The 14,059-nt window shown below is 62.8% G+C and carries 14 protein-coding genes; 5 read left to right on the forward strand and 9 right to left on the reverse strand.

What is annotated here, in order from left to right:
- The first annotated feature begins 33 nt into the window (after window positions 1-33).
- Window positions 34-759, forward strand: a complete 726-nt coding sequence (locus tag OO25_RS13220; protein WP_040171309.1) for an AzlC family ABC transporter permease — start codon at window positions 34-36, stop codon at window positions 757-759.
- A complete protein-coding gene (locus OO25_RS13225; RefSeq protein ID WP_040171311.1) occupies window positions 756-1,091 on the forward strand; it encodes an AzlD domain-containing protein in 336 nt (111 codons plus the stop codon). Before OO25_RS13220 ends, OO25_RS13225 begins: the two co-directional genes overlap by 4 nt.
- A gap of 79 nt (window positions 1,092-1,170) precedes the next feature.
- On the opposite strand, the gene OO25_RS13230 is transcribed toward OO25_RS13225, so the two are convergent.
- From OO25_RS13230 to OO25_RS13255, 6 genes are all read right to left on the reverse strand, one after another.
- Window positions 1,171-1,839: a hypothetical protein gene (locus OO25_RS13230; RefSeq protein ID WP_040180635.1), complete on the reverse strand. Its 669-nt coding sequence runs from the start codon at window positions 1,837-1,839 to the stop codon at window positions 1,171-1,173.
- 8 nt (window positions 1,840-1,847) lie between these two features.
- A complete protein-coding gene (locus tag OO25_RS13235; protein WP_024098525.1) occupies window positions 1,848-1,982 on the reverse strand; it encodes an aa3-type cytochrome c oxidase subunit IV in 135 nt (44 codons plus the stop codon).
- Window positions 1,983-2,070: 88 nt separating this feature from the next.
- Window positions 2,071-2,655: a hypothetical protein gene (locus tag OO25_RS13240; RefSeq protein WP_242407044.1), complete on the reverse strand. Its 585-nt coding sequence runs from the start codon at window positions 2,653-2,655 to the stop codon at window positions 2,071-2,073.
- Complete coding sequence (locus OO25_RS13245) at window positions 2,639-3,103, reverse strand: DUF6173 family protein (protein WP_040171316.1); 465 nt, start codon at window positions 3,101-3,103, stop codon at window positions 2,639-2,641. Before OO25_RS13245 ends, OO25_RS13240 begins: the two co-directional genes overlap by 17 nt.
- Before the next feature lie 24 nt (window positions 3,104-3,127).
- Window positions 3,128-4,165, reverse strand: coding sequence for an MBL fold metallo-hydrolase (locus tag OO25_RS13250; RefSeq protein ID WP_040180636.1), 1,038 nt, complete (start codon window positions 4,163-4,165; stop codon window positions 3,128-3,130).
- Window positions 4,162-5,868: an acyl-CoA dehydrogenase gene (locus tag OO25_RS13255; RefSeq protein WP_040171319.1), complete on the reverse strand. Its 1,707-nt coding sequence runs from the start codon at window positions 5,866-5,868 to the stop codon at window positions 4,162-4,164. The genes OO25_RS13250 and OO25_RS13255 overlap by 4 nt, the downstream gene beginning before the upstream one ends.
- Before the next feature lie 132 nt (window positions 5,869-6,000).
- On the opposite strand from OO25_RS13255, the gene OO25_RS13260 reads away from it, so the two are divergent.
- A complete protein-coding gene (locus OO25_RS13260) occupies window positions 6,001-6,948 on the forward strand; it encodes an L-threonylcarbamoyladenylate synthase (protein ID WP_040180638.1) in 948 nt (315 codons plus the stop codon).
- Between the two features lie 36 nt (window positions 6,949-6,984).
- Here the strand turns inward: OO25_RS13260 and OO25_RS13265 are convergent, their stop codons facing one another.
- The gene (locus OO25_RS13265; RefSeq protein WP_040180640.1) at window positions 6,985-7,542 is read right to left on the reverse strand and encodes a YqgE/AlgH family protein; all 558 of its coding nucleotides are present in this window, start codon (window positions 7,540-7,542) and stop codon (window positions 6,985-6,987) included.
- A 178-nt stretch (window positions 7,543-7,720) separates the two neighbouring features.
- Here OO25_RS13265 and OO25_RS13270 point away from each other — a divergent pair, with 178 nt between their 5' ends.
- A complete protein-coding gene (locus OO25_RS13270) occupies window positions 7,721-8,575 on the forward strand; it encodes a protein-disulfide reductase DsbD domain-containing protein (protein ID WP_040180641.1) in 855 nt (284 codons plus the stop codon).
- A 32-nt stretch (window positions 8,576-8,607) separates the two neighbouring features.
- The gene (locus OO25_RS13275; RefSeq protein ID WP_052465673.1) at window positions 8,608-9,117 is read left to right on the forward strand and encodes an NUDIX hydrolase; all 510 of its coding nucleotides are present in this window, start codon (window positions 8,608-8,610) and stop codon (window positions 9,115-9,117) included.
- A 37-nt stretch (window positions 9,118-9,154) separates the two neighbouring features.
- Here OO25_RS13275 and OO25_RS13280 read toward each other — a convergent pair whose 3' ends face one another.
- Both OO25_RS13280 and OO25_RS13285 read right to left on the reverse strand, forming a co-directional pair.
- Window positions 9,155-12,547 (reverse strand): efflux RND transporter permease subunit, encoded by a 3,393-nt coding sequence (locus OO25_RS13280; protein ID WP_040180642.1) that lies wholly within the window; start codon window positions 12,545-12,547, stop codon window positions 9,155-9,157.
- A 5-nt stretch (window positions 12,548-12,552) separates the two neighbouring features.
- Window positions 12,553-14,043 carry an efflux RND transporter periplasmic adaptor subunit gene (locus OO25_RS13285; RefSeq protein ID WP_040180644.1) on the reverse strand — a complete coding sequence of 497 codons (1,491 nt, stop codon included), beginning with the start codon at window positions 14,041-14,043 and terminating at the stop codon, window positions 12,553-12,555.
- Window positions 14,044-14,059 lie beyond the last annotated feature (16 nt).

Consider the following 14,059-nt stretch of genomic DNA (forward strand, 5'->3'; position numbering starts at 1 on the left):
TATGCCATCTGAGCAGTAACCTAGGACCAGATCATGGCAATCACCACCACGAAATCGGCGTTTTGGAAGGGGTTTCGCGACGGCGCGCCCTTCCTTCTGGTCTCGGGACCATTTGGGCTTCTGTTTGGCGTTCTCGCCGCCGAAGCGGGACTAATTGTCCCCGAAGCCATGATCTTCTCGCTCTCGGTCTTTGCCGGGTCCGCACAGTTTACAGCCCTGCAACTGATGGAAGAGAACACACCGCTAGTGATCATCCTGATTTCCGCTCTCGCAGTGAACCTGCGGGTTGCGATGTATTCTGCCTCTCTCACGCCGTACCTCGGCGGCGCTCCTCTGTGGCAGCGCGCCTGTGCCGCGTATCTGACGGTTGATCAGTCTTATGCACTCTCCATTGTGCAGTTCGAAACCCACCCGCAGATGACCCTGTCGCAGCGTATGGCCTATTTCTTCGGCACCAATGGCTGCGTGGCGCCGGGCTGGATGATCGCCACCTATATCGGCGCATTGGTCGGCACCCAGATCCCCGCCAGCTGGGGGCTCGATTTCGTCTTGCCGCTGGCGTTTTTGGCTATGATCGGACCAATGCTGCGCACGCCGGCCCATGTTGTGGCCTGTTTCGCCGCCGTTGCCACCGCCCTGCCTGCTACCGCGCTGCCCTATAACCTTGGCCTGATTGTTGCGGGCCTCGTCGGCATGATGGCCGGTGCCCAGGCCGAGGTCTGGCTGGAGCGCCGCCAAACTGCAAAGGATCCGTCATGACCCAGGCCCCCGATCCAACCCTGCTCTGGACCATTATCATTGGTCTTGCCATCGGCAGTTTCGCCCTGCGGTTTGCCTTCATCGGGCTGATGGGCGGGCGCAGCATGCCACCCTGGCTGATGCGTCATCTGCGGTACACGGCGGTCGCGATCATACCGGCACTGGTGACGCCTCTGGTGGTCTGGCCAACCCCGACTGGCGGCACGCCCAGCCTTCCGCATCTGGCGGTCGCCGCCGCCGTCTTTGCGCTAGGCTATTGGACGCGAAATGTGCTGATCGCCATGGGTAGCGGCGCGGTCGGCTTTCTGCTGCTGTTTCTGTTTTCAGGCTGATCCGTTCCGGCCAAAACAAAAGCCGCAGGCGATGCTGCGGCTTTTCAAATATCTTCAGTCGCGGCACGCGCCGAGGAGATCAACCGCCCGCGTTCAACGCTGCGTTGTTCTTCGCCAGCCCTTCTTGCAGGTCTGCGCTGTCATTTTCCCGGTAACGCTCCGTCGTGACACCCGGCAATGCGCCGAACTGCTCCGACAGGTTACCCGGATAAAAGGTCACGTTCAGGCTCTCGAACCCCGGGATCTGTTTCAGAATTGATGCCGTAGCATTGGCACAAAACGCCCCCGGTACGCGTCCGTTCGCCCGGACCAGCTGATAGGCCCGTTGCGCTTGCTCCGGTGTCACCTCAAGCCGCTGCACCACCACATGATGCGTACTGCGCGCATGAGACCCGCGATAGGCCTTCTCTACGCCCGGCGTAATGCCGAACAGCACATCGTCGCGCTCTGGCACCACATCTGCATAGAACGAACCCGCCGGATCAAAAATCACCCGTTCGGAGGCGTTGACCATTAGCGATGTATGCGCGCCCTTGCCGGTGCGGTTATTGATCATGGTGTACAGCGTCAGCGCAGGCGGACCATTGTGACGATAGGCCACCCGCTCAAGCGTGGCGTCATCGGCATTGGGCTGCTGCTGGGCCGCACAGGCCGTCAGCGCAGCAACCGCCACACCGAGCGCTGCAACCCGCAATCCGGTCGACAGCCGCCGGATACCGGAGCGCCCGTTGAGATCAGAACCGCTCACGAGGGTGATCAGGTCGCGAAAATTGCAAGGAACACCGCAAAGAGCAGCGCCGCAATGCAGAACCGGGTAGTGAATTTGAGGAAGCCTTCGTAGGTCTTTTCCTGAACGGTAATATCCATCGAACCGTGCTTATGGTCAGCCATATGTCCATTCCTATACGCGTCTGTTTTCCGCTGAATACTGGATTTCACGGACCCTGTCACCACGTCAATCGGGCGCAGTCGGATCAAATCAGCGGGTGAAATTGCCATGGCAGGGCCGGTAGCCATACCCCCAACGCCAACTCAACCCCGAGCAGGGCGCACCACCGAATCGCACGGCTGCATAGACCGCAGTCGCCACTGGTGACGCAAGATTGGCGATTGTGGGATCGTTGGCGCTGAGATTTGTCTCTACGCAGCGGCGCAGAGCCTGATCCGCAGCCAGCCGCGCACCTTGACTGGCCGCCACCAGTTCTGCCGCTTCCGACACGGCTGGATCTGCACCGCCAATCCCGGCCGCGTTGTGATATTTCCGGTCATGGATCACACAGCAGGCCTCAAACGGCGGGCCGCCATCAGCCCCGGATTGTCCGCTCAGCTGCCGCCAGATCGCCGACAAACCACCACTACAGCCGTCCGTGGTGAACGGCGCTGTTTCACCCCCAGCCGCTGCGACCTCCTGCATCAGCGCGTGATGCGCGGCCCGCTCCAAGCGCTGCCAATATCCGTCTGGCACCTCCGCATCCCCGGCAGCAGCGCCCGCGGCGACGCAGCAAAACAGCGCAACGCCACCCCACAGGGATAGTGCTACCCCGCGATCAGGTCTCAGACCCATCGCCCTCCAGATCGGAGACCAGACGAAAACCGATCCGGTTGGCAGGTGCTGCCTCATTGCGCTTGGGCAGGGCGCGCAGCATCACGTTCAGCTGGCTCACATGCTGCACCAGCTGGGTGCGTGCGCCGCTGGAATCGCTGCCGTAATAGGTAATGATATCGGGATCAAAATACCCCATGCCCTCAATCCGCATCACCCCGGCATCGCCACCGGCAAACCCCATGGCGACCTCATGCTCGCCATCCAGCTGTTCTTCGAAATTCTTGATGTAGAGGATCAGCCGCTCATAGGCCCAGCGTGCAGCGCTTTTATCTGCGACCGGCTTTTGCAGCGGCTCAGGCAGCTTTTTGATGCCTGCGCAGGCATCAGGATCGGCATGGACCTCATGTACACAGGGCAGAACAGCCGCCTCGGCAGCCTCGGCGCTTGTTGCGATTTCATCTGTCATGATCTCTCCCTTTCCAGGGGTCGATCACCCCTTGCGCTGGTAGAGCCAGGCCCCGTCAGCCCGGCGGCTGCGGTCCACCTGACCCAGGTGGTACAGATGATTTACATGGGCCACCGCCTCGACCAAAGCAAGCCCGTATTCCCCGCCCCCGATCTTGCGTTTGAACAGCGGGGCAAAGCACTCTGCCGCAGTCCTCGGTTCATCCAGGTGGTCAAGCAACCGCGCCAGCGCACCGTGATGATTGTCAATAAGCTGCGCCATGCGATGCGGCAGTCCAAGAAATGGCAGCTTATGACCGCCCAAGGCCAGCTGATCGGGCCGTGTTAACGGTGCCAGACGCTCGCAGGCCTCCAGCCACTCCGCCACCGGGTCGGCCATGGGTTCGGTGGCATAAACGCCGATATTGGGGCTGATCGACGACAGGATCTGATCCCCTGTGATCACCAGATTGTCATCGCGGCTCCAGAAGGTTGCATGCTCCGGCGCGTGGCCATTGCCCATATGCACATCCCAGTCGCGCCCGCCCATGCGCAACACGTCGCCCTGTTTGATACGGGTAAATCCTAGCGGCATGGGATAGACCGTATCAGAGAAATTGAATGGCCGCTCCGCCACCCGCGCGTCATAGATCGCCGGATCCATCCCGGCGCTGCGATAAAACGCCAGCGTCTCCTCCGGCCAACTCTCCTGCACATCCAGCGTCAGCATACGGGCAAACAGCCAAGCGGTGCGCGTGGTCACCAGCTCCGCACCATGCACCGACTGGAACCATCCCGCATTGCCGATGTGGTCCGGGTGATGGTGGGTCACGACCACCCGGCGAACCGGTTTGCCACCCAGTGGCCCCGCCATCAGCTCTTCCCAGATCCGACGGGTCTTGTTCGACGACATACCTGTGTCCACGATGGTCCAGCCATCACCGTCGTCCAGCGCATAGACGTTCACATGATCCAGCTTCATCGGCAGTGGCAGGCGCATCCAGAGCACGCCTTCCGCCACCTCGATCGCCTCGCCCTGCGCGGGAGGTTCACTCCATGGGCCGTCTGGGCGCGGGCTGGTCATCCGTCTGCCAGCTCATCCAGTGTCAGCGCCCGCGCGCCCGCGCTCCCCGCCTGCGCATGCGCCAGTAGGGAGGCGTGCTCTGGCAGCATCCGGTTGATGTAGAAGCGGGCCAGCTTCTCACGCGGCCCGCCCAGATCCGCCATCGCCGCCGCCAAATGGTAATGCCCGCCCAGAACCCGTGCAAAAGCATGCAGATAAGGCACCGCCCCGGCAAAACGCTCGTCCAGGTCATCCTGTGCTGTCAGCCATTCAGTCGACTCGCGCAGGGATTCGCAGGCCTGCCAGACCGCTTCGGCCATATTCGGATGGGTGGTGCGGGCGCGTTCGGCCTGTTCCTCAATCTCGTCGATCAGCCGGTGCGCCATATCGCCACCGTCCATCATCTTGCGGCCCACCAGATCCATCGCCTGAATACCGTTGGTGCCCTCGTAAATCGCCGTCACCCGCACATCGCGGTAGAATTGCGCCGCGCCGGTTTCTTCGATGAACCCCATGCCGCCATGCACCTGCACACCGGTCTCAGAGATCCGCATCCCGGTTTCGGTGCCAAAACCCTTGGCGATCGGCGTCAGGAAAGCCGCCCGCGCTGCCCACTCCTGCGCACCGGTGGCGGTCTGCATATCAATCGCCTGCGAACACGCCAGAAGGATCGCACGCGCGGCAAACAGATCTGCCTTCATCTCCATCAGCATCCGGCGCACATCCGCATGATCAACGATGGTACCAGACGCAGATTTGCCCTGCTTGCGCTCCAGCGCGTAGGCCAGCGCCTTCTGATAGGCCGCGCCGGCAATGCCAACGCCCTGACCGCCAACGCCAAGACGGGCGTTGTTCATCATGGTGAACATCGCCGCCAGACCACCGCCCGGCTGACCGATCATCCAGCCAATGGCACCATCATATTGCATCACACAGGTGGGTGAGCCGTGCAGACCCATCTTGTGTTCCAGGCTCACCACCTTCAGGTTGTTGGCCTTGCCGGGATTGCCCTCGGCATCCGGCAGATACTTGGGCACCAGAAATAGCGAAATCCCCTTGGTGCCCGGCGCCGCATCAGGCAGGCGCGCCAGCACCAGATGGCAGATATTGCCCGCGAAATCATTGTCACCCCAGGAGATGTAGATCTTCTGCCCGCTGATCGCATAGGTGCCGTCGTCCAACGGCTCCGCCTTGGAGCTGAGCGCCCCCACATCGGACCCCGCCTGCGGCTCGGTGAGATTCATGGTGCCGGACCATTCGCCCGAAATCAGCTTCGGCAGATACAGCGACTTGATCTCATCGCTGGCGTGATGTTCCAGCGCCTCGATCTGGCCCTGGCTCATCAGCGGGGCCAGTTGCAGCGACAGGCAGGCCCCCGACATCATTTCATTCACGGCGGTGGTCAGGGTCATCGGCAGCCCCATGCCGCCAAACGCCTCAGAGGCGCTCATACCGATCCAGCCCCCCTCGGAGATCGCCTGCCACCCTTCGGCATAGCCCGGCGATGTGCGCAACACCCCGTTTTCCAGATGTGCCGGCTGCAGATCGCCGCCCCGGTTCAACGGCGCCATCACCTCATCACAGAACTTCCCGGCTTCGGTCAGGATTGCCGTCACGACATCGTCGCTCGCCTCGCTGAACCGCTCAGTTGCGGAAATATCGCTATAGCCAACGATGTGGTTCAGAAGAAACTGATACTCGGGAACGGGGGCGCGGAAGGTCATGTCTGGCCTCTTTCAGAGAGAGCTGGTCGGGGCAGTCTTGGCATCATTGCCCCAAACCTTTATGTTGAACGTCTTGTCCGATTACCTAACCGGGCCCTTTATTCAAGCAACCAAAACGCCGCGTCACCAGCCATGTCCAGCCCAACAACCCGCCTCCTGACCGCTCAGCCGCAGGAAATCAGCACCGCTGCGGACCTGTTGCAGGAGGGCAAGCTTGTCGCCTTTCCGACAGAAACCGTCTACGGACTGGGCGCCGATGCCCGCCAGACCGACGCGGTTGAGGCGCTTTATGCCGCCAAGGGACGCCCCAGCTTCAATCCGCTGATCGCGCATGTCCATTCGGTCGAAACCGCTCAGCGCCATGTGATCTGGTCCGATATCGCCGATCGGCTGGCGGACGCCTTCTGGCCCGGCCCGCTGACCCTGGTCCTGCCGCTGCGCGAGGACCACGGTATTTCACCTCTGGTCACCGCCGGGCTGAGCACCCTTGGTATCCGCATACCTGCCCATCCCGCCGCCCGCGCGCTGCTGTCTGTGCTGGATGGTCCGGTGGCCGCGCCTTCGGCCAATCCGTCGGGCAAGATCAGTCCGACAACCGCCGCCCATGTTATCGCCGGTCTCGATGGGCGGATCGCCGCGGTTGTTGACGATGGCCCCTGCGGTGTTGGTGTGGAGTCAACAATCATCGGACTGGCCACCGGCACCCCCTTGTTGCTGCGACCCGGAGGGCTGGCCGCAGAAGAGATCGAGGTGGTTCTGGGCCAGCCCCTGCGCCTGCGCGATGCCAGCGATCCGCTCACCGCGCCGGGACAGCTGCTGTCACATTACGCCCCCCGCGCCAGCGTCCGCCTGAACGTCACGGCCCCGCAGGACGGTGAACTCTACCTTGGCTTTGGCGCCATGGAATGTGATTTGAACCTATCCGCCAGCGGTGACCTGCGCGAGGCGGCCGCGCAGTTGTTTGGCCACCTGCACCGCCTCGACGCCAGAGCACAACCCATCGCTGTCGCCCCCATACCGGAGACCGGGCTGGGCGTCGCCATCAACGACCGGCTGCGCCGCGCCGCTGCGCCGCGCTGACCCGCAGTTCCCAAAACGTCAGCATGTCTTGATCGGTCAGGCGTGACCGGCACTGGTCGACAGGGTCAATGGATCAACCCCCAGAGACCGCAAGGCCGCCTCCCATTTGGTGAGATCATCCAGACCGAACACCAACTCCGGTGTTGCCGGAGCGGTCAGCCAGCCATTATTGGCAATCTCCGTTTCCAACTGCCCCGGCCCCCACCCTGCATATCCCAGCATCACCATAACCTGCTCAGGCCCGCGTCCCATCGCGATGTCTTCCAATACATCCACGGTGGCCGTCATTGAGAACGCATCGGCCACCCGCAGAGAACTGACGTTGGATTTATATTCCGGCGAATGCAGCACAAAGCCACGCTGCGTCTCAACCGGCCCCCCGAAACGGACCGGCAGCGCCGCCTCCTCTGCACTGCGCGGTGTGATGTCCAATTGCTCCAGAAGGTTGGACAAATCGACACCCGCTGCGGGCTTGTTCACGATCAACCCCATTGCGCCATCATCTTCATGTGAGCACAGCAAGATCAGCGAATGTTCAAACCTCGGGTCACCGATGCCGGGCATCGCAATCAGCAGTTCGCCGGTAAGATCCATATGAAGCTGTCGTCCTTTTTGTAATTGCCGTCATCCGCAGCGCGGCAACGGGCCTGCCCTCTCACAATGGCCACCCACAGCGAGAGGTTCAAGGCCAAGCCGTGCCAAAGCGTCAGCTCGCAGGCGCTGACCGGAACGTGACTTGGCATTTCTGGCGGAATTGCGCATGTAACCTGACATGACGACACATCCGTTTCTCTCTGCTTTCGCGACTGCTGCCAGATCACTGGCGAAGGGTCTTTGCGCACCGCTTGTGCTGGGGCTTCTGGCCTTGCCAGCCAGCACGTCAGCCGAGCAAATGTCCGATATCGTGCAGATCGAGGTGCTGGATGGCGGCCCGACCCGGCGCGGCACCCATATGGGCGCATTGCGACTGACGCTCTCGGAGGGCTGGAAAACCTACTGGCGCGCACCCGGTGACGCCGGCATCCCGCCCCGGTTCAGCTGGCGGGGATCGCGCAACGTCGGTGCGGTGGAAATCCGCTGGCCCACGCCCGAGGTTTTCCTGACCTCCGGATTTCGCACCATCGGCTACCATGATCAGCTGGTGCTTCCGATTGAAATCACTCCCGCCAAACCCGGCCAGCCACTACGCCTGAAAGGCCGGATGGAGCTGGGCATCTGCAAAGATGTCTGCATCCCCTCCGAACTGCGCTTTGATCGCCCACTCCTACCCGACAGCCGCCGCAATCCGGCGATTGTTGCAGCGCTGGCGGATCGCCCATGGTCGGCGAAAGAGGCCGGCGTGCAGGCCGCAACCTGTGCGATCACCCCCAGCCGCTACGGTATGGAGCTGGTCGCCCGGATCACCATGCCCAGCGCGGGCGGAGATGAGATCGTGTTGGTTGAGCCTGGCCCTCCCACTTTGGTGACGACCGAGACGACAACCACCCGGCAGGGTCGCCATCTGACCGCCAAAACCGAGATCATCTCCGCTGAAGGTGGCCCCTTCGCCGTTGATCGCTCGCAGATGCGGTTTACCGTGCTGGGCCGCAACCACGCGGTGGACATTCAAGGCTGCACCCGACACTAATAAGGGGAATATCAGCCGGATCGGATCCAGCCATGCCCAACGATGCAGCCATCCCCGATAGCTCCGGCGGACCAAATCAGCCCCGGCGCCCGATCCTTGGCGCCCTTGCGGTGGTCTGCCATGCAAATCAGGGCGGCGATCAGGTCATCCTCATCCAACGCAAATCGCCCCCGAATGCAGGTTGGTGGGGCTTTCCCGGCGGTCATGTCGAACTGGGCGAAACCGCGATGCAGGCTGCCGCCCGTGAACTGCTTGAAGAAACCAGCGTCATCGCAACCCCGCGCGAGGTGCTGACCCATGTCGATGTGATGCTGCGCGATGAGGCCGGGAAGGTCCAACGACAGTATCTCTTGGTTGCTGTGCTCTGTGATTACATCTCAGGTCAACCAACCCCGGACGATGATGCCCTGCAGGCGCTATGGGTGCCGGTCGCCGATCTGACCAGCCGTTTTGGCGCTACCCCTGACCGTATGCTGATCGATCAGGTGGCAGAGGTCGCCTCCCTCGCCCAGGAGCGACAGCATCGCACAACGGGTGCGTGACCTCCATTTCGCAGGTCGAACCAGTGGCAGCCGATCGTCAGATCCCTGCGCGACGCCCGCCCAAGACCCGCGCGCTGACATAGGCAATCGCACTCAACAGCGCCGCGCCGGTCACAAACAGCAGCAGGGCGCCGCGCAGCGGATCCATCTCCACCAGCCCGGGCGCGACCGCTCTCAGCACCGGATGCAGCGCCCCCACCGCCATCGCATAGCCAACAGTCGCCGCCAGCCACAGGATCTGTGCCGCTCCCAGCCCCAGCGTCAGCCAACGCAGGTCACCAGCCCGCGATGACATTCCCCGCCGCAGCGCTGCAAGGGGACGCGCCACATCCGCCTGCACTGCCACCAATGCGGGCACAACCAGCAGCACCAGAAACATGCCGAACCCAAGGCCATAGACCAGCGTGATCACTGTGGGTTTCAGGAACTGTGCTTGTTGCGAGCCCTCATACATCAACGGGGCCAGCCCCAGAACGGTTGTCAGCGTGGTCAGCATCACCGGCCGCAACCGATCCGCAGCCCCGTCAATGATCGACGGGATCAGCCCGCGCTCTTCTGCGTATTCGTCAATGGTTGTCACCAATACGATCGAGTCGTTGATGATGATCCCCGTCATTCCCAACAGGCCAACAACGGTGAACATCGACAGCGGCACCTCCCACAGGTAGTGCCCCCAGATTGTCCCGACGAGGCCAAAGGGAATGATCGCCATAACCACTAAGGGCCGCGTCCAGCTGGCGAAAATCCACGCCAGCACCAGATAAATCCCAGTCAAACACAGGATCAATCCGGTTCTGGCGTCATTCAGAAATTCGTTTTCCTGCTCGCTCAGCCCCGCCAATTGCCAATCCACCTGTCGCTCACTGGCGATCTTCGGCAGGATCTCCTCTTGCAGCGCGGTGGCAATGGCCTGTGCCCGTGTCGGATCATCCTCTGAGATATCCCCGGTGACGCTGATCACACGGACACCATTTTCACGTCGCACGGTGGAAAATCCGGTGCGTTGGGTCACCGACACGATATCTGCCAGGGGCAGATAGACACCCGCCGGGCTGCGCATCAGCGTACGCTCCAGAAAATCAGCGGTCAGCTCGCCTTCCGGCAGTTCAACCCGGATCGCAGCACTGCGCGGCCCGTCTGGGTAGGTCGCCGCCTCTATGCCGTTCAACCGGGCCCGCAAGGCCCGCCCCAGCGTCTCCACTGTGAACTCCAGCGCCCGCCCCTGCGGGGTCAGTTCGAGCACCAGCTCTTCCTTGTCATAGGCAAGATTATCCTCAACTGCTGACACCTCCGGGTAGCGCAGAACGGCGGTTTTCAGATCCTCTGATGCAGCCTTCAACACCTCGACAGCAGCGCCGCTGAATTGCACATCCAGCGCATCACCGCCGGGACCCGACCGCCAGCCCCTGAACGATACCGTCTCCGCCAGCGGGTGGCGGCGCACAGTGTCCTGCAGCTCCGCCACGAAGGCAAAGCTGGAATAAGGCCGCAGATCAGCATCAATCAGCTCAATCGAAATCCCGCCAAGAAGATCGCCGTCCTTGGCGTCCACCCCGGCCAGACCACGCCCGGCGTTGCCGCCAATCTCCGCCATGACAAAATCAACCGGGTTGCGGCCATGCCGGGCCTCATAGTCACGCCCCAGCGCCTCAACCGCGCGCTGCATTTCCCGCATCATCGCCAGCGTATCCGCCCGGGTTGCCCCCTCGGCCATGGCAAAATTGCCGGTGACCGATCCACGCTCCGGCGCGTTGAAGAACCGCCATTTGACGTCGCCGCCAATGAACAGCGCCAGCTGGCTGGCCAGGATCACCGCAGCAGCAGCCAGCACCACGTAGCGGGCGCGAACAACCAGCGCCATCAAAGGCCGAAATAACGTGTCACGCAGGCGGCGGAACCCCCGATTTACCACACGGCTGGGCAGGTCATACCAATGCTCCTTGGCACTATGTGCCAGCGCATGGGCCAGATGGTTGGGCAGGATCAGGAAACACTCGATCAAAGATCCCAGAAGCACCGCAATCACTGTCAAAGGAATGTCGCGGATCAACTCGCCAAACCGCCCGCCAATCGACACCAGCCCAAAAAACGCAATCACCGTGGTTAATGTGGCCGCGAAGACCGGCATCGCCATGCGGCGCGCGGCGTTCTCTGCCGCAGCAACTGGGTGTTCGCCCAGACGCCGCGCCCTGAAATCGGCATGTTCCCCCACCACGATTGCGTCATCCACCACAATGCCAAGGGTGATGATCAAACCAAACAGGCTGATCATATTGATGGTCAGCCCGGCCATATACATCAGTGCAATGGCGGCAAACATTGCCGCCGGAATGCCCGCCGCCACCCAGAAGGCGATGCGTGCATTGAGAAACAGGAACAGCAGCGCCAGCACCAGACCCAGCCCCATCAGCCCGTTATCGACCAGAATATCCAGACGCCCGGTGATCGCTTCAGCGCGGGTGCGGATCAGATCCGCACTGACGCCATCCGGCAGGCTGGCCTGCAAGGCCTCCACCACATCTTCGACCTGATGCTGAATATCGATGGCGTCGCCCTGATCGGACCGGTCCACCCGGATCGACATCGCGGGATTCTCCCCCACGAAGTAAGAGCGATTGCGATCCACGCCCTCCACCCGGATCGTGGCGACATCACCAACCGTCAGGGCCGACCCATCCGGATTTGTCCGCAACACGATACCGGCCAGCTCCTCCGGCGTGCGTTTCTCGCTGCCAGTGCGGATGCGCGCATTGGCGCCACTTACGTCACCCGCCGGATTGGCGTCAACCTCCGCTGCAATCGCCGCCGCAATATCAGCCATCGCAATATCATGGGCAATCAAGCTGGCAGAGGGCACTTCGACCATGGTCTGCGGGGCCGCAATGCCGCGGATCGTGGTGCGGGTGACACCCACCTCAAACAGGCGCACAACCAGCTCATCTGCAAACAGTCCCAACTGGCGCGGTGCAATTGGCCCGGTGATCACCACATCTGTGACCCGATCGCGCCATGCCCCGCGGCGCACGCTCGGATCTTCGGCCTCCTCCGGCAGTGTGGTGATCCCGTCTACAGCACTTTGGACATCATCCGCTGCGCGCGCCATGTCCCAGCCCGGCTCAAAGTCCAAGGAGATGCTGGCGCGCCCCTCGCGCGATGTGGCACTGGAGCTTTCGACGCCATCAACGGCCAGCAGCGCGGGCTCCAGCGCCTGCACAATGGCGCTGTCGATGTCCTCAGGCCCGGCCCCTTCCCATTCGACCGAGACGGACACCCGGTCCACGATCACATCCGGAAAGAACTGCGCCCGCATATTGGGAATCGCCGCCGCGCCCAGCACCAGCAGCAGCACCAGAAGCAGGTTCGACAAGGTCCTGTGACGGGTAAAATAACTCAGAACGCCGCCAGCCGAGCGGGGGAGGTTCCGCAGCATGATTTCTAGCCCCCCATACGGGTTTCAATACGGTTGATCAGCCGCGCGGGGACCTTTGCAGCGGCCAGCTGTTCCAGCATCCGCGCCCGCACCGCCTCTGGCATCTCGCTATTGCCTTCAACCATGGCAACCAGCCTGGCCCGGCGATCTTCCGACAGTTCAATCAATTCAGCCTCTGCCGCTGCGGTGTCGCGCGGGGTGTCAGCATTGGCGCCGGTAACCTCAGCGCCCTGCCGCAGGGGTCGCACCTTGATGCCTGCGCCCAGCAGGGGCGTGCGCCCGGTGACAACCTCGCGCCCCTCCAGCCCTGCGCCACGCAGCAGCACATCGTCCCCTTGTCTGCGCACCAATGTCACCTCCAGCGCCTGTAGCCGGTCATCCTCCCCCAGCACCAGCACGGTGCCGTCCGACCCCAGCGCAGAGGCGGGCAGTCTGGCGACCTCGCTCACCACCGGCTCCTCAACCTCAACCGTGACAAAATCACCGGGCTTGAAACCGGGCGCCGGGTTCAGCCGAGCGTAGATCAGCCGACCGGCCAGCCCCTCACCTGCATCGCCACTGTCGCGCACCACCACGCCGGATGCCGTCAGCGCTGCACCGGTTGCGTCCAGCGTAACCGCCACCGGCGCCGAGAGCAGCTGCCCCGCCGCGTCCAGCAGTCGGGCGTATTGCACGGTCGAAACCCGAAACGCCACATCCAGCTGCGCCGGGTCCACCAGATCCGCAAGCTTTTCATTGGCCGAGACCAGCCGCCCCTCAACCAGATTGACCGACTGCAAAGTGCCGTCAAAGGCGGCGGTGATGGTCGTATCGTCAAGATTGCGCCGCGCCTCATCCAGCGCGATCTGCGCCCGCGCCAGCCGCGTTGCCGCCTGATCAATGCGCGCCTCCGCCAGGGACAGCGCCTGCCGACGCGAGATCACCGCCTGCCGGGCCTGTGCAGCAGCCAGCTCCGCCACTTCCACTGTTGCAGCTGATCCAACACCGCGGGTTTCCAGATTTTGCTGCCGGTCCAGCGCACGGGCCCGCAGCGCTGCCTGATCCTCGGATGCCGACAGCTCATCCTGCGCCAGCGCCAATCCGCGCCGGGCCTCGCGGGTTTCTGCCTCGGCATCCCTCATGTCCGCTTCTGCCCGTTGCAGGGCCGCGCGCGCATCGGCCGGATCGATCTGCACCAGCAGAGTGCCCGCCGTGACATCGCCGCCATCCTCGAACCCGGGCGCCAGCTCAACCACCCGACCAGCCGCTGCCGTGCGCAGTTCCAGCCTGCGACGGCTCTCGATCCGGCCAAAGGCGGTCAGCACAGGCTGCACTGCGCCCAACTCGGCCCGCACCACATTCACGGCAAACACCCGTTCGCGGGGCGGCGGCGCACGGCGCTCCTCCCCCATACGGGTCTGGATCGCGGACAGCACCATTTGTACCGCCAACAGCAGCAGCGCCGCTGTCAGCGCCGCCAGGAAAACCCCAATCACCGTTTGCCGCAAAAAGCGCATTCTCTATCCCTCAATC

This window comes from Phaeobacter sp. S60 (assembly GCF_000826845.1).
Taxonomy (GTDB): Bacteria; Pseudomonadota; Alphaproteobacteria; order Rhodobacterales; family Rhodobacteraceae; genus Phaeobacter; species Phaeobacter piscinae.